Source organism: Paenibacillus sacheonensis (assembly GCF_009909195.1).
GTDB lineage: Bacteria > Bacillota > Bacilli > Paenibacillales > Paenibacillaceae > Paenibacillus_Z > Paenibacillus_Z sacheonensis.
Genome location: NZ_JAAAMU010000007.1, coordinates 154,176 through 169,626 on the forward strand (window position 1 = coordinate 154,176; position 15,451 = coordinate 169,626).

Below are 15,451 nucleotides of genomic sequence, written 5' to 3' on the forward strand. Positions count from 1 at the left end.
GAAGCATTCCCCTAAATCACGGCGGGTAGTCTTTAAGGGGCGTACATTCGCGGTAGCTATGTGGGGCCGAGAATATTCGCGGCGTCGAATGAAATTAAATGAAATTAAATGCTTGCAATCCCGCGACCGCCATTCGAACTTGCAGCCGATTCGATGCTAACCGTGACTATTTCTTCAAAATGCCGAGAAACGCCGTCCATGGACCGACGTCCGTACGGTACCGTTCGGCCATGACCCTCACGATCTGGGCGATATGCGTCATGTCGTGAACGACCCAGGTGGACAGCAGCTCGCGCGCGCGAACGATGCCGAACGAAGGATGCCTGCCCGTCCGTTCCAAATCCCGTTCGGGATCGACCAGCGTCCTCAGCTTGGCGAGATTCTCCGTTCGCACCGCCTGGAATTCCTCCAGCTTCCGCGCCAGTGGCTGCTCAGATTGGCCTAGATGGGCGAACCTATCAAATGGCGGGAACGACTTGCTCTCGCCCTCCTGCAGCAGGAATGCTAGCCGCGGCACCCAGTTCGTCCGTTCGCTCTCGATGAGATGGTCGACGACCTCGACGGCATTCCACGTGCCCTCGCCTTCGTTGCTTCGCAGCCAGCCTGCCGACAGCCCTGACAGCAGCGCCTCCAGCGTACGCGGGGTACGCTCCAGCACCTCGATTGCTTCTTCCAGATCAAAATTCATCGCCATCGCCTCCATCATGGTATTGTGCTTATCGATATTCACGTTTTCAGACTGACTTCTTTCCTCAACGTGAACGGAATCCAAACTACGTGTATGCAATGATGATTTGCCGAATGGGCTTATCGTGTTGAATTCGAATGCCATAACTTCCAATCGTTTCCTTATCCTTACCATTCCACTAATCGCTCCATGATCCTCCCAGCCGGCTTATCGCCCGGCACAGTCTATAACGGATGTCCGGCAGCGCAATCAACCGAAGCGCGTCCCCTTCCCCTCGAAAATGCGAACAGCAAAAGACGGCGGGAGCTCGCCCGCCGTCTTCCGTCCTTAAGGTCCTGCTGCTTAGCCGTTTGAATACACCGTGAAGATCAGATCCCGCTTCCCGCCGTTCTCGGCCGTCCACGTCTTGCCGCCGTCGAGCGACAGCTTCTCGTAACCGTCCGCGTACGGATCGCTGTCGCTGTAAGCGAAGCCGTAATTATTGTCCGTCGATCCCGTGTCCGCCGATTTTGGCGATTTGAGGATTAAGCCGTAGTTCTTCGTCGTATCCAGGTTTTTCAGCCGTGGATAGATCGAATACGGACTCACGCTGCCCGGAATATTGTACGCCGGGAGCGAAGCGGAGAAGATCTTGTCCTGCGGATCGTCGTTTTCGTCCAGCGTGACGATGTCGAAATAATACGCATCCGCCGGCACCGCGTTCACGTAGCTCTCGTAGATGTAGACGTCGAGCTTCGGCAGATCGCTCTTCGTCAGCTTGAACACCTGCATCCGCTGTACGCCGGCTCGGATATCGGAGTAGTTCCCATACTCCGCGCTGCTGTCGTCCTGCACGATACGCGGGCCGCCGCCTCCATTGACGTTGTACGCTTCGATTTCCTTGATCGACGGAATGAAATAGTTGGTTTTCATAAGCAGTCTGATCTTGGACGTCGTGACCGCATTGAAATCGATCGTCTTGTTATCGCCCACCGTGAAGCCCTTCGTAATGTCGGCATAACGCTCGCCGTCCCAATACTGCAGCGCGTAATTGGCGATTTGGAAATAATCGCCCTTGTATTCCTTCACGACCACCTGATTGACCGTCGTCGGCTTCCCGAAATCGATCTCCGCCCATTCGTCGTTCTGGTGCTTATCGGCAGCGCTCCATCTCGTACTCAACTCGCCGTCCGTCAGCTTCGCGCCTTCGTAGCCGGGATCGGCCCATACGGAGGATACGTTAACCGGCTTGCCGAGCGCCAGATTCGCCGGCGCATCGCCGCCGTTGCCGGAACCGCCGTTGGTCACCTTGATGATCGCCGTGCCGCTCGGCGGGAGCGTATACGCGAACTGCCCCTTCGCCTTGCCGAGTCCGCGGCCGGAATAGACTTCCGTCAAGGCGTAATTCGCGCTGCCGTTCAGGCCGAGGTCGGTCAGCTTGACGCTGATCGTCGCTTCGTTCTTGGCATCCCAGTTGGACAGGCTGACGTACGTCTCGCCTCGGTCGCCCGCCTTATACGCGACCGACGGCGCATGCTCGCCTTTGTGATAGAAGCTCGTCATGGCGACGGGCTTGGCCGCCCGGCCGTTCGCGGCGATATCGAGCAGTTCCTCGTTCTGCAGAAGGCTCATCCGGTCCTCGGACAGGAACGGAACGTTGTCGCCGATCAGCCAATGCCCGCCGCCCATCGCGACGGTCGTCGCCAGCAGCTTGCCCTCGCTCTGGCTGTATTTGTACCAGAAGCCTTGGGCAAAGTTCTCCGGCATGATCATATCGGGATCGTTGTAATCGTACAGCGTGCCGTTCGTCCACCAGGAGGCCAGGTCATTGAAGGCCTGACGCTCGATGCCGGCGTACCCGTTCACGCCGAGCGAGGTATCGCAAGCCGCCCGCCTGCCATGGGCAAATGCCGCGGGAAGGAGCGGCGCGATCGATTCGTTGATATAGATCGGCCGGCCCGCCGCCAGTACCGTATCGCGAATAATGCCCATGCCGATCCGGTACGCTTGCACGCCGTTGACCGACGGATCGTAATGCCGTCCTTCGTACATGCCCATATCGATAAAGTCCAGCTTGAGGTAATCAAAGCCCCAATCCACGTATTTCTTGATCGCGGTCCGAATCGCCGTCTGCGCCGCCGGGTTCGAAATATCCATCGCGTACGTGCCCAGATACGTCCGGACCGGCTTGCCGTTCTCGTCCTTGAGGCAGATATCCCGGTACGTGGCGTCCGTACCCGGAATCGCCTCGTCCAGCCACGAGTCGTAGATCGTAAACGGCGTCTGATAGCCGCCGACCTTCAAACCTTTGCTATGGACATAATCGGCGAAGGTTTGCATGCCCTCGTCGAACGGCAGGCTCGTATCCGGCCAGAATCCGCCGTCTTGGTTGAAATATTCGTAACCGAGCGGCTTCAGGTTCTCCGCCACGTAGTCGACCATCGCGTACATCGCTTCCGCGGTTGCGTAGCCGTAATGCGAGTAGTACGTGTTGTAGCCCATCGGCACGTCGCCCTTCCACTCCAGATGCGGCTCGCCGATATTGTACACCTTGCCGTATTCCTCCAGCCCGGCTTGATAATCGTCGTAGAATCCGAAGAAGAAACGGTCCGAGGCGATCGTCGGCCCGCTCTGCGAGCCTCCCCAGTTATAGACGCCGAATGCGGTCAGCGGTCCGTTCGCCTGCGCCGCCTGGCCGAGCTTCTGACTGCTCTTCCAGTTCTTCACGGTCGCGGCGCCGGCGACGAAGCCCTGCTTCCCGGCATTGTCGAACATCGCGGACACCCAGTGGCTGATGCCGTTGAACGGCTCCCATTTCAGCTGCTCGCCCTCATAGCGGTCCGCGCCGTTCTGGCTGCTGCCGAAATCGTTCACCGGCGCCACGCCGAAGTCGAAGTTGTTCGTGTACGGCGTGGTCAGGATACGCTTGTCCGCGCCGGCTCCGATATCCAGGTTGGAAGCGGCGACAGGCTCAACGATCTCGACCGCCTTGCCTGCCGGATTCGCAACGTTCATATCGGATAAGAAATAGGCTTTATCGGGATACAAGTATAAGTTCAAGGTCAGAGTCGGTCCGGAGTCAAGCACGCTGCGGATCGACAGCTTCACGCCGTCGCTGCCATAACCGTCGCGGGGCAGCTTGCTCCATTCCGCCGTCCGCTTCGCCGGATCGGAGGACCGGTAGCGCGCGTCGTCCCCGGCGAATTTGATGTCCGAGCCGAAGTCCTGCACGATCGTTCGCCCGCCCCATACGAAGCTGCCGAGGCCTTTCGCTAGATCGTACGTAATCGTATAACAGCCGTTCGCAGCCTCCACCTTGCCGTTCTTCTGTTCGACGCTCAGCTTGGCCTTCGCGTGATTCACTTGCGGTATTAAGGTCCCTCCCAGCACGATGGTCACCATAACAACGATAAGCCGCGTCCATACGGATTTGCGCATTTGCCGCCTCCTTAGCATAGGGTTTCGATCATCCTCGCTGGTTCATTCCGCCGTAGCTGATGACGGGCCACTTCCATGCCCGGGCACGAAACAGCGGCATGCAGGCGGAGGCGCAAGCAAGCGCCCCCGTACCTTGCAGCTTGCAACCAGCCGGCGAATTTATTTCCACAATTCCATCCGTTTGTTGTAATTGTCGGTGTAGATGGCCTCCAGCTTCGATACGCCGGCCGTTTCCAGCTCCTTTAGCATCTTCTCGTACGTGGCGACGGCTTCGTCCTGCGAAGCGGCCATGACCATACGCGGGAAGTATTTGGAGGTCGTCTCGTTCACCTTCTGCTGGATGATCGCTTCCGGCGTGCCTCCGCTCGGGCCCAAATTATCGAACGGCGCCGTGTCGAACGAGGTGTCCGCCAGGTTCTTGATCGCGAGCGCGGATACCGGATCCGTCTGATAGCGGCCGATCAGATCGTACGGCGTGCCGTCGGAGCCCGGACCGTTCTTGATCGTCCACGTCCATTTGCGAATACCCGTCTGCTTGGAATAGCCGTCCCAGTCCTTCGCGAAGCCATCCAGCGTCTCCTGACGCGGCACGTGCTTGCCGTCCTTCATGTCCCAGTCCTTGCCTTCGATGCCCCACATCATGAGGTACTGGCCTTCTTCGCTGGCCAGGTAATCCAGGAATTGAATGGCGCGGACCGGGTCCTTGTTGCTCTTCGAGATGCCGATGCCGTCCCAGCCGAGGGAACTCTTCGGTCCGTACGTCGCTTTCGACGGATCGACGCCAGGAGCCAGCACCTTATACGGATAGAACTGGGCCTCGTCTTTCTTGGCCGCATCCTTGGCTGCATCCTTCAGGACCGTGTTCGGCTTGCCCAGGTTCCAGAAGGCATCGGCCGTCGAGAAGTAGCTGCCGCTCGCCAGCTTCTGTTCGTACTGCTGCGTCTTGTTGGTCGCCCATTCCGGGTCGATCAGGCCTTGCGTGAACAGCGAGTTCATGAATTTGATCATGTCCAGGTAACGCGGGTCCTTCACGTCCGTCTGCAGCTTGCCATCGACTTGGTAATACGGCATGATCCCGAACATGCCCTTGAACGAGCCGGTGATCGCGCCCATGTTCTCGCCGTTGAAGGTCATCGGCACCGTCGGCTTGCCGTCCGACACCGGGTACTTCTCCTTGTACTTCTTCAGCAACTCGACGAATTCGTCGGAGCTGAACGGCTCGCCGTTGTTCGTCTTCTCGCCGACGCCGAGTTCCTTCATGACGTCCATCCGCATTAGAAAACCGAATACCGGATATTGCTCGAGCCCGTACCAATTGGCCAGGTAATAGTTGTTGCCGTCCGCGCTTCTCGTCTTCTTGAGCATGTCGCCGTACATTTCCTTGATATGCGGGCCGTATTGGTCGATCAGATCGTTAAGCGGCACGAGCGCGCCGGCGGCGATGTATTTCTCGAGAATGTCGCCCCTGCCGATGTCCATGATATCCGGCAGATCGTTGCTCGCGAGCATCAGGTTCAGTTTCTCGGACGGATTGCCCGTCGGCTGCTGGATTTCCAGCGACACGTTCGTCTTCTTGGTGATTTCCTGCGCGACCGGGTTATCGAACGTATCGCCGACATTCGCGTCGAAGAACGTGAAGCTGACCGGCTTGGACGCGTCGGACGTCCCCTCGTCGTCGGCTGCATGATTGGCTGCACTATTGGCCGCGTTCCCGGAAGCCGGCTCATTCGCCGCTCCATCGTTCGCCGCCGGTTTGTCGTTGCCGCCGCAGCCCGCGAGCATCGTGGCCATTAACGTCACGGCAAGCGTGAATCGAAACTGCTTCTTTTTCCACATGCGTGTCTTTCCCCCTTAACGTATTGGCGAGCACTGTCGTGACAGCGATTTCATATCCGAACGGACCGGCCGGTTCCGCGGGGCCCATCGCTGCCGCCTGAATTTATTGTAGACACCCGCATCGCCGCGTTTCTATACCACTTTGCATGCAAACGTACCGGAAAACGTCTTTCATCCCCCGCTTCACCGCGTCATCGGCATGCGGATATGGACCGACGTCCCGATGCCGAGCCTGCTGTGCACGCGCACCCCGTACCGATCGCCGAACGCGAGCTGTATGCGCTTATGCACGTTGTAGATGCCGTACCCCACCGACGCATCCGGCGCCTCGAGCATCCTTTCCATGACCGCCCGCGGAATGCCCATCCCGTCGTCGACGACCGCCAGCACGAGGTCGCCGCCGTCCGCCATGAGCTTGATGACGATGCCGATGCCGCCTTCCTCGTCCCACATGGCATGGTTGATGCAGTTCTCGATGAACGGCTGCAGAATCAGCTTCGGCGTCGTGTAATGCAGCAGCGACTCGTCCAGCGCGAAACGGACGTTGAACAGTCCCTCGAAGCGGACTTGCTGGATCGCGAGATAATGCTCGGTCAGGCGGATCTCCTGTTCGATCGGGATGCTCTTCTTCCCCTTGCTTAGCGATATGCGGTAGAACCGCGCCAAGTCGTCCGCCATCAGATGGCTCTGCCGCGTGTCGTTCGCGATGGCCAGCGCGGAGATCGAAGCCAGCGTATTGTACAGGAAATGGGGCGAGATCTGCGCTTGCAGGCTGTCCATCTCCGCTTCCTTCTGCGCGATCTCCTTCTTGTACACGTCGTTGATCAGCTCTTGGATCGTGACCGCCATCTTATTCAGCGCGAACGACAGCTGCCCGACCTCGTCCGTCCCCATCTTCGGAAGACGCACGTCGAAGTTGCCCCGCTCGACCTTGCGGATCTGCTGCAGCAGCGATTCGAAGCGCTTCGTCATCAGCTGGCTCGTCCAGTAGATCAGGACGACCGCGACCGCGAGGCAGGCAAGCGAGATGTAGAGCATTTTCCGCGAGGCGGCGGACGCTTGGTCGATCAAGGCATCGTAGGGAAGAACGACGACCGTCTTCCAGCCGTTAGGCAGCGATTTCTGCACGAAGATCGAACGCTCGCCTCGGATGCTGCCGTAGACGACGTCCCCGTCTTTCAGCGCTCCGGCCTTCGCCGCGCCCGGCACGATATCGGAGATGTTCCGGAAAGCCGCCTGCTTCGTGCTCGACGTGATGATGTCGCCCTTCTCGTCCGCGACGTAGATCGTCTTGTTCTTGTTCTCCTTCTCGATCAGGGAATACAGCTCCCATTCCGAGATTTCCATCGCCAGGATGCCGTACGGGTAGTTCAAGCTGAGATAATTCAACGAGCGCGCCAGCAGGATGACTTTCTCGTTCGTGGCGGGATCGGTTACGTAGAAGCTCGTCAGCTGTCCTTCGGCTTGGAACGACCGATCGCGCAGGGTCTGCGGCAAATCCGCCGTATGCTTGATGAAGAAGCCGTCCGAATTCAGCGATTCGTTGTCGGAATAGATCGTGAGCGCCTTCATGTTCGGGTTCATCGCCATGATTTTGTACAGCGACTTGTTGATATAGTCGAACGCGTCGAGCACGTACACGTCGTTCTTCTTATATTGGTTAAGCAAATAATTGCGGAGCTCCGTATCCAGATAGATCAACGTCGAGAGCTGGGCATACAGGCTCAGCTTGTTCTCGATGTTGTTGTTGATCTGGTCCATCGTGCTGCCGACGTTCTCGACGGCCTGCCGGACGAGTTGGTCCTTGATCGCATGGTACGAATACGAGACGAGGACCGAGACCGGGACGATCGTGACCAAGAGGAAGACGAGGAACAGCTTGCTTCTGAATCGCTTATTGACAAGGTTCGCATAGAGCAGCCGCAGCGGTTTATAGAAACTTTTTGCGATATTCATTCGGCGTGACTCCTTGCGTTTTGTAGAAGAACGAGCAGAAGTAGGACGTGTTGTCATAGCCGACCCGGCTTGCGACGTCGTGGATCTTGAGCGATTTGTCGCGGAGCAGCTCCAGCGACTTGTTCAGCCGAATCCTGGTCAGATACTCATGGACGGTGCAGCCCTTCTTCTCTTTGAACAGCACGCGCAGGTAATTGGGCGACAGATAGACTTTCCCCGCCAAATAGTCGATCGTGAGAGCGACGTGATATTCGCGGTCGATGATGTCCGTCACCTGCTGCACCAGCTGCAGGTGGCGGTCCTGCTGCCGGTCTTCGAGCTGCGAGCAGATCATGCCGGTCAGCTCCAGCATGTATTCCCTGACCTCATCAAGGGTCTCCGCCCGTTCAATTGCACGCGTCCATTCGGCAGGCTCTTCGGCGTCGGCAGCCGCTCCGGAGGAATTCTCGTATTTGGCCCGCTCGGAAGCGATCGCGGCGAGCAGCTCCTTCGCTCCGAGAAGCACGCGCGACTTCGTGGTTCGGAGATTGCGCGCAAGATCGAAGAACCGGCTGACGACCCCGATGGACCGTTCCCGGTCCGACAGGTCGAGCTTGCCGGGCTGCGACGCTTCGTCTAGGCTGCCGAAGCCGAGGTCAAGCCTCGGATGCAGCCTGGAATCCAGCACCACGGTCCCCGGCCCGGCGAAGAATCGCTCGTTGGCCGCTTGCCTGGCTTTCGCGAACAGCGAGCTGCCCTCGCGCAGCGTGCCTTCCCGATCGCAGACGCCGACCGTCACCGTCCAGCCCAGCGAAGCCTGAATGGCTTGCTGCGCCTCCTCCCACAAGCCTGCGGCATTCGATCCGGCGGCCGCGGGGAGCGCGAGCAGCCATTCGTGCTCGTTCAGTCCGACGACCATCCCTTCCATTCCGCGGATGTCCAACAGTTCTTGGAGCAGCTCAGCCGTTCGATACAGCTCCCGTCCGTTCGTTTCGTTAACGGCATGCAGATTCGAATAGCCGTCCGCGCTGAATAAAGCGGTTACAAATTTCCTGTCTTCATATTCGGGATAGCGATCGACCAATTCGCGCCAGGCTTGCTCTCGGCTTCCGCCGTCGGCTCCGACGAACAGGACCGCCAGAAGATTCTCGATCAGCACCTCTTTGGAACGCCGCAGCAGCTTCGCTTTCTCCACTTCCGCTTTCGCCTTGTCCATAATGACCGACAGCTCGCGTCGATCGATCGGCTTAAGCAGGTAGCCGACCGCGCCCGAATCCAGCGCGGATTTGACGTATGTAAACTCGTCGTGCCCGCTCAGGAACACGACCTTGATCCCATCGAAGCGCGCTTGGATAAGCGCGGCCAACTGGAGTCCGTCCATGAACGGCATGCGCACGTCCGACAGCACGATATCCGGCTGCAGCGTTTGGATTTGCTCCCAGGCTTTCTTGCCGTTCTTGGCCGACCCGACGACTCTAAGCCCCATTCCCGCCCAATCGATATGGTTCATCATTAGGTTCAGTTCGATGATTTCGTCCTCCACAAGATAGATCGCCAGCATTCCCGCAGCCTCCCCCTATAACGTCCAGACCTATTATACTATCTGTCCCGATCCGCGAAGAAGCCCGAAAAGCCTCATTACGGCATGTAAGACGTTTTCCCGCATGATTCTGCACAATGTTGTATTGCTGGCGCAAATCGCGAGCCCGTATACTTTTCCCATTATGAACGAGAGAGGTGCACCCCATGGAAACGGCTGTGACGACGATTCGCGCCAAGGAAAAGGCGGCCAAAAGAAAATTCAAGCACCGGCTCATGGAGCAGCGATATCTTCTCCTGATGCTGCTTCCCGCGATAATCTGGGCGGTCCTGTTCGCCTATCTGCCGATGGCCGGACTCTACATGGCCTTTATCAATTACCAGCCGAAGCTCGGCAGCTTCTGGACCAATATGTTTCACGGCGAGTTCGTCGGCCTGAAGTGGTTCGACTATTTCTTCAGCAACGGCGACTTCTTCATCATCATGCGCAACACGCTGGCCTCGACGCTGCTGACCCTGATCGTGTCCTTCCCGATCCCGATCATGATCGCGATCGCCGTCAACGAAATCAAAGGCGCCGCGTTCAAGAAAACGGTGCAGACCGTCTCCTACCTGCCGCACTTCATCTCCTGGGTCATCGCCGCGAACATCATCGTCACCGTGCTCTCCTCGGACGGCATCGTGAACGACGTGCTGAAATGGCTGCATCTGACCAAGGACAGCGTTTTCTTCCTGCAAGAGGGCAAATACTTCTGGTGGATCGTCGCCTTCGGCAATACGTGGAAAGAAATGGGTTACAGCTCGATCATCTATCTGGCGGCGATCTCGTCGATCAACCTCGATCTGTACGAAGCCGCCAAGGTCGACGGCGCCGGGCGCTTCAAGCAGATTCTCTACGTCACGCTGCCGCATCTGAAGCCGACGATCGTCATCCTGCTGATATTGTCGCTTGGCGGCGTCCTGAATGCCGGATTCGATCAGCATTTCCTGCTCAGCAACGGCCTGAACATGGATTATTCCGACGTGCTCTCGACCTATTCGTTCCGATACGGCCTGCAAAACTCCATGTTCTCCTACGCGTCGGCCGTCGGCCTGTTCAATTCCGTCGTCGCGTTCATCATTATCGTGATCGTCAATTCCGCCTCCAAGAGATTCAACAACCAATCGCTATTCTAAGGAAGCAGGTGCAGCATGCTCGGAAAAAGCACGATATCAGATAAAACGTTCGATGCGGCGATGTACGCGTTCTTGTTTCTCGTCTTCGCCGTCACCTTCTATCCGTTCTGGAACATTCTCATCGTCTCGCTGAACGATGCCACGGACTCCGTTCGGGGCGGACTTTATCTGTGGCCCCGCGAGTTCACGCTCGAGAGCTACCGCTCGATCCTGCGCAATTCGGAGCTGATCAGCTCCGTGAAAATCACCGTCCTGCGGACGGTCGTCGGCACGCCGCTCTCCGTGTTCGCCATCTGCATGATGGCCTTCTCGCTAAGCAAGCGCGAGTTGATCGCCTGGCGGTTCTTCACCTTGTTCTTCATCTTCACGATGTATTTCGGCGGCGGCTTGATTCCGACGTACATGATAATCAAATCGCTTCATCTGATCGACTCCTTCTGGGTATTCGTATTCCCGGGCTTGATCGGCGTCTTCTTGATGATCCTCGTGCGGACGTACATCGAACAATTGCCCCCGGAGCTCGAGGAATCGGCCAAGATCGACGGGGCCAACGACTTGCAGATCTTCGGCAGCATCGTGCTTCCGCTCTGCGTGCCGGTGCTCGCGACCATCGCGCTGTTCATCGGCATCGGGCATTGGAACGCCTGGTACGACTCGTACATCTACACGTACAAGCCGGAGCTGAAGACGCTTCAGGCCGTGCTCGTGAAAATTCTGAACCAGTACCAGACGGGCGCCATGGTGTCCGAGGCGGAGGCGCTGGCCAAATCGTCGAAGCGCATCCCGGTGTCCGGCGAGAGCATTCGCATGGCGGTCACCATGGTATCGACGCTGCCGATCATCCTGGTCTATCCGTTCATCCAGCGCTTCTTCGTGAAAGGCATCATGATGGGCGCGATCAAGAGCTAGCAGGGTTTCAGACTGAACCAAACGAAACAACAGCGGCCGGCCAAGACGCGATAAACGTCTTGGCCGGCCGGCCAAGACGCGATAAACGTCTTGGCCGGCCGCTGTTGTATGGGCAGGTCGTCATTCGTTGCCTTCACGGATCCAAATTCAGCGGGTTGATTCCAACCCTGACGGCGGGTATGGCATCCCGCCAGAAAGCTTGACTGTCGGCAAGCCGAACAATCTCCTCCGTTGTGGGTTGACCGCCCTATACAATTAAACCCCTGCGCTCAATAGCCCACCGAGTTCCTTAACGTTAGAATGTTTTCCTGAAGGAAGGTCCGATTTTTTTCGATTCCTCTGTTTTTACACCAAACAATTGCGCTGAACGCATCGTAAATATCATACAACGGCAGTATGCTTTCCAACGGCAACATAGGCCGAATCGATTGATAACCTTCAATGAACGGTTTCTTTGTTCTCGGGTTGACTTCCCAAATATACCGATTGACCTTCGTGAAATCGATTTCCGACGATCCGCCGCGGGCACTCTCGAAATCAATAATGCCTGCCACCTCGCTGCCATTCACCAATATGTTGCCTGGTCTAAAATCCATGTGAACGATGCAGGGTCCATCGGGATCCGGTAAAGCGGAGAAAACTTCATCAAAGTGAAGGATGCACCTGTCATACAGCTTCGAGTCGAGCATGTCTTTGCATGGCTCTTTCCACTTTTCGAAATTACTTTTGATATAGCGTCTCCAATCATTTGGATCCAGCAATTTATAACCATCCGTTACATGGTAACCATAGCCAGGAGCTTTTACCTCATGGAGCATAGCGAGAACCACGCCGATATGATAAGGGAGCTGCTCATCCATGACTCCCGCGCAAGGCATACCTTGAATCGCCGAGAGAAGCAGTGCTCCGGTGGTACGTTCATCCCCGTACCAGATATCCAATACCTCGGGAACAGGCAGGAGACCCTTTAATGTTTCCAGCATCCGAGATTCACGGAACAGTTTGTCCTTGTTAAATGGAATTTTCACGAAAACGGTGTCTCCGCTGGCAAGCGTAAGCTTGTATACGTCCGAGCTGAACGACTCCGGAACATCTTCTATATGCGAGACGTTCAATTTTAGCTTCTCTATCACGGTACGAATCGCATTCATAGGGCACCTCCGGTTTTAGATGGCTCGTGGGCGGCTCGTGTTCCTTCCATTCGTTTCTCGTCAACCGAGCCGATCCCAAAATCTTGCCTCTATCCTATTCTTGACCCCGTACCAAGACCCCTTCCCCGAGGGGTTATTTTCATGGTTTCCTCCCCCGTTCAGGTCGAGAGGTCATCATCCTTACCACCTAGCTATGGTACTTCAAGACAGGTTGTCTTGCCGTATGATTCGCGGAAGCAGCCCGCATGTAAAACGGAACTTCTTGCTCCATGACCGCAGACTGACTCCTAACGGTTGTCAGCGTTGCTATTCATCTAATAATACGGCTCGATAAACGCTAACAGGTGTGACAGACGTTATTGAGCGCAAACGAGCGATTATGCAAGGGAAAATCTCGCAATAAGCCTCCTGGCAATCTGGCAATCGTTAGCGTTCTAAAATGGTCATTTTGAGCAGATTAGCCCCTGGCACAATCGTTAGATATTCTCGACATTCCGAGGGCCGCTTCGTATCGAAGCGGCCCTGTTTTATGGATGAGTCTGCTGCGTGAATGAGTCTGCTCGGGATGAGTCTACTACAATGGATCTCCTGCGCTGAAAGCCGTGCGGCGTTAGCTTCATCGCGCTTTGTTCTTACGGGTTGTTTTGCCTATTCAAGAATTCCCATGCAGTTTCCTGCCTGCCGCAACGAGGCTGGCAGTATCGGCCACGCGCTTTCCTAGCACTTCCCCTAGTCCAAGCCCATTCTTGAACAGCGATTGGATCAACTCATCGTTCGTTTCCTCGACGGGAGACGTGACACCGACGCCATAATAACTGCCGTACAGCGCATTTTCCGGAATATTGGCCGGCAAGCCGACGACCATCATGCCTTGATGGAGCATCGGCGTAATCAGGTTAAGCAAGGTCGCTTCGATACCGCCATGAATGGTGACCGTCGTACAGAATACCGCGCCGATCTTATCCACCAACGTCCCGTTCGCCCACAAATACCCGAGTTTATCGATCCATTGCTTTAAGCCGGAGCTGATCGTGCCGAAGTGTCCGGGACATCCCCAGATAATCGCATCCATATCGGCAAGATCCCTGACGTTCGCCTTATTGACGTGATTGATGAACACCTCGGCGCCCTCCACGCTTTGGGCTCCTTTGGCTATGGAACGTGCCAGTTGTTCCGTATGCCCCGCTTCGCTATCGTACACAATGTAGATTTTCATCGATTGATCTCCTCCCTTGTGATGGTTGTTCGGAATGCTTCCTTACTCGCGTTCCTTATGGAGTCCCGTTAATTTCTTCAGCGTATCCCGGTAGGCTTTATCGGAGGACATGCGTTCAGCATGCTCCTCTTCCTCGTTCGCGGCCTCTTTCAGCTTCAGCAGCACCTTCCGGTATTCTTTATCGGTGAAATGCCCATCGTCGTTCGCGGGCGGAGCTGGGGTTAAAAACCCTCGAACGGCATTGCGGAATTCATTATCCTTGATTGGCAGGTCCGCGTGAACCGCTGCCTCCGCAAGCGCGGGTTGCTCCGCCGGCTCGCTCGCTTCCGACGCTATAACCAGTTCCAGCACCGAATCCGTGACTTTATTCTCCGATTCGTCATCGGCCATTCGATGCCGCTTCAACACCGATAATAGGGTCAAGACGACCGCAACGCCGCCAATCGCGGCCAGCGTCCACGTCGGACGGCTCAAATTCAATCCTCGGAAATAGAACAGGTCCCGAAGCCCTTCCGCCGCGAATCGGAGCGGCAGCCAGTCGTAAATGAAACGGTGACTGAATGCCGGCAGCAGCTCCGGCGGCAGCGCGAGCAGCGGTGCCGCGAAGAAGAAGAGCAGGACGAATAGCGGCATGCCCGCGAAGCCCAGCCAGCTGACGACGGTCGTCTGGACGAGGAAGAACACGATGCAGACGAAAAATAAGTACCAGCCGATGCCGGCGTAATCCGGTATGTGCAGGCCGAACCATTGGCCGGCGATCCAAAGAATGCTGAGCGCGGCGGCGCCTGATGCGGCTATGCCCATGAGGATCTGGGATAAGCGGATGCCGAAACGATGCAGGCGGAACCCGCTCGCGGTCGCCCGGTTCGCTGCCACGAACAGCATCATCGTCGAACCCATCGCGGCGAACCAGACGAGCTGGGTCAGCACGACCGGCGCGTTGCCATTAGAGCTGTTCGGGCCGATGGCATTGATGCTGCGGTTCAATACTTGGATCGGCTCGGCGAGCGCATTTGTCTGCGCGGGCGTCAACATGCCCTCCGGCCCGGCTTGCGCCAACAGCCGTTCGCGAAGCTGCACGTTCGCGCCGCCGAGCATCTGGGTCACGATGCCGCTTGCCATCGTAGCGCCGTTATAGTTCATGCCCTGGTTCACGTACAGGACGGCGGAAGCCGACTGCGGATCTGGCGAGAGCAGGCTCGACACCTTCTTCGAGAAATCCGCCGGAATGACAAGCGCAGCATACGCCTCTTCCCGGTTCATCGCCTTGATGGCCTCAGCCTCGGAAGAGATGACGCGCCAGACCAGGACCGGTTCCTCTCCTCCAGGCAGCTTGGCATGACGAAGACGCTCCGATAGCTCGCGGCCGAAATTCTTGTCGCCGGCCGGCGTCGCTGTCCCGGCATCGCCCTGCACGATCAACACCGGCAGGTCGCGCGGGACCGGGTTAACGCTAGAACCGAGCTGCGCCAGGCCGAAGACCAGCACAACGAGAAAGACAAGGAAGACAGTCAGATAAGGATGCCGTTGTCGAAAAAAATGAATCATAAAAAAATTGAGCCTCCACTTGTTCATTCTACGTTC

10 protein-coding genes are annotated in these 15,451 nt (G+C 57.0%); 2 read left to right on the top strand and 8 right to left on the bottom strand.

Annotated features, from left to right (window positions below; genetic code table 11):
• Nucleotides 1–166: 166 nt before the first annotated feature.
• The 5 genes from GT003_RS15635 to GT003_RS15655 form a co-directional block, all read right to left on the bottom strand.
• A complete protein-coding gene (locus GT003_RS15635; protein WP_161699375.1) occupies nucleotides 167–688 on the bottom strand; it encodes a DinB family protein in 522 nt (173 codons plus the stop codon).
• A gap of 342 nt (nucleotides 689–1,030) precedes the next feature.
• Nucleotides 1,031–4,105 carry a discoidin domain-containing protein gene (locus GT003_RS15640; RefSeq protein WP_161699377.1) on the bottom strand — a complete coding sequence of 1,025 codons (3,075 nt, stop codon included), beginning with the start codon at nucleotides 4,103–4,105 and terminating at the stop codon, nucleotides 1,031–1,033.
• A 159-nt stretch (nucleotides 4,106–4,264) separates the two neighbouring features.
• The gene (locus tag GT003_RS15645) at nucleotides 4,265–5,941 is read right to left on the bottom strand and encodes an extracellular solute-binding protein (protein WP_161699379.1); all 1,677 of its coding nucleotides are present in this window, start codon (nucleotides 5,939–5,941) and stop codon (nucleotides 4,265–4,267) included.
• A 183-nt stretch (nucleotides 5,942–6,124) separates the two neighbouring features.
• Nucleotides 6,125–7,897 (bottom strand): cache domain-containing sensor histidine kinase, encoded by a 1,773-nt coding sequence (locus GT003_RS15650; protein ID WP_161699380.1) that lies wholly within the window; start codon nucleotides 7,895–7,897, stop codon nucleotides 6,125–6,127.
• Complete coding sequence (locus GT003_RS15655) at nucleotides 7,872–9,437, bottom strand: response regulator transcription factor (protein WP_161699381.1); 1,566 nt, start codon at nucleotides 9,435–9,437, stop codon at nucleotides 7,872–7,874. The genes GT003_RS15650 and GT003_RS15655 overlap by 26 nt, the downstream gene beginning before the upstream one ends.
• A gap of 254 nt (nucleotides 9,438–9,691) precedes the next feature.
• On the opposite strand from GT003_RS15655, the gene GT003_RS15660 reads away from it, so the two are divergent.
• Nucleotides 9,692–10,591: an ABC transporter permease gene (locus GT003_RS15660; RefSeq protein WP_420831455.1), complete on the top strand. Its 900-nt coding sequence runs from the start codon at nucleotides 9,692–9,694 to the stop codon at nucleotides 10,589–10,591.
• 15 nt (nucleotides 10,592–10,606) lie between these two features.
• On the top strand, nucleotides 10,607–11,500 hold the full coding sequence (locus GT003_RS15665) for a carbohydrate ABC transporter permease (protein ID WP_161699383.1): 894 nt from the start codon (nucleotides 10,607–10,609) through the stop codon (nucleotides 11,498–11,500).
• A gap of 269 nt (nucleotides 11,501–11,769) precedes the next feature.
• On the opposite strand, the gene GT003_RS15670 is transcribed toward GT003_RS15665, so the two are convergent.
• The 3 genes from GT003_RS15670 to GT003_RS15680 form a co-directional block, all read right to left on the bottom strand.
• Complete coding sequence (locus tag GT003_RS15670) at nucleotides 11,770–12,651, bottom strand: phosphotransferase family protein (RefSeq protein ID WP_161699384.1); 882 nt, start codon at nucleotides 12,649–12,651, stop codon at nucleotides 11,770–11,772.
• Nucleotides 12,652–13,303: 652 nt separating this feature from the next.
• Nucleotides 13,304–13,867 carry an NAD(P)H-dependent oxidoreductase gene (locus GT003_RS15675; protein WP_161699385.1) on the bottom strand — a complete coding sequence of 188 codons (564 nt, stop codon included), beginning with the start codon at nucleotides 13,865–13,867 and terminating at the stop codon, nucleotides 13,304–13,306.
• Between the two features lie 42 nt (nucleotides 13,868–13,909).
• Entirely contained in the window at nucleotides 13,910–15,415 is a 1,506-nt protein-coding gene (locus GT003_RS15680; protein WP_161699386.1) for a YhgE/Pip domain-containing protein, read from the bottom strand.
• Nucleotides 15,416–15,451 lie beyond the last annotated feature (36 nt).

What these genes read in the sequence shown, in the direction of transcription:
- GT003_RS15670 (WP_161699384.1), bottom strand. Translation starts at nt 12,651, where the DNA reads ATGAATGCGATTCGTACCGTGATAGAGAAGCTAAAATTGAACGTCTCG.
- GT003_RS15640 (WP_161699377.1), bottom strand. Translation starts at nt 4,105, where the DNA reads ATGCGCAAATCCGTATGGACGCGGCTTATCGTTGTTATGGTGACCATC.
- GT003_RS15645 (WP_161699379.1), bottom strand. Translation starts at nt 5,941, where the DNA reads ATGTGGAAAAAGAAGCAGTTTCGATTCACGCTTGCCGTGACGTTAATG.
- GT003_RS15650 (WP_161699380.1), bottom strand. Translation starts at nt 7,897, where the DNA reads ATGAATATCGCAAAAAGTTTCTATAAACCGCTGCGGCTGCTCTATGCG.
- GT003_RS15660 (WP_420831455.1), top strand. Translation starts at nt 9,692, where the DNA reads ATGGAGCAGCGATATCTTCTCCTGATGCTGCTTCCCGCGATAATCTGG.
- GT003_RS15635 (WP_161699375.1), bottom strand. Translation starts at nt 688, where the DNA reads ATGAATTTTGATCTGGAAGAAGCAATCGAGGTGCTGGAGCGTACCCCG.
- GT003_RS15680 (WP_161699386.1), bottom strand. Translation starts at nt 15,415, where the DNA reads ATGATTCATTTTTTTCGACAACGGCATCCTTATCTGACTGTCTTCCTT.
- GT003_RS15665 (WP_161699383.1), top strand. Translation starts at nt 10,607, where the DNA reads ATGCTCGGAAAAAGCACGATATCAGATAAAACGTTCGATGCGGCGATG.
- GT003_RS15675 (WP_161699385.1), bottom strand. Translation starts at nt 13,867, where the DNA reads ATGAAAATCTACATTGTGTACGATAGCGAAGCGGGGCATACGGAACAA.
- GT003_RS15655 (WP_161699381.1), bottom strand. Translation starts at nt 9,437, where the DNA reads ATGCTGGCGATCTATCTTGTGGAGGACGAAATCATCGAACTGAACCTA.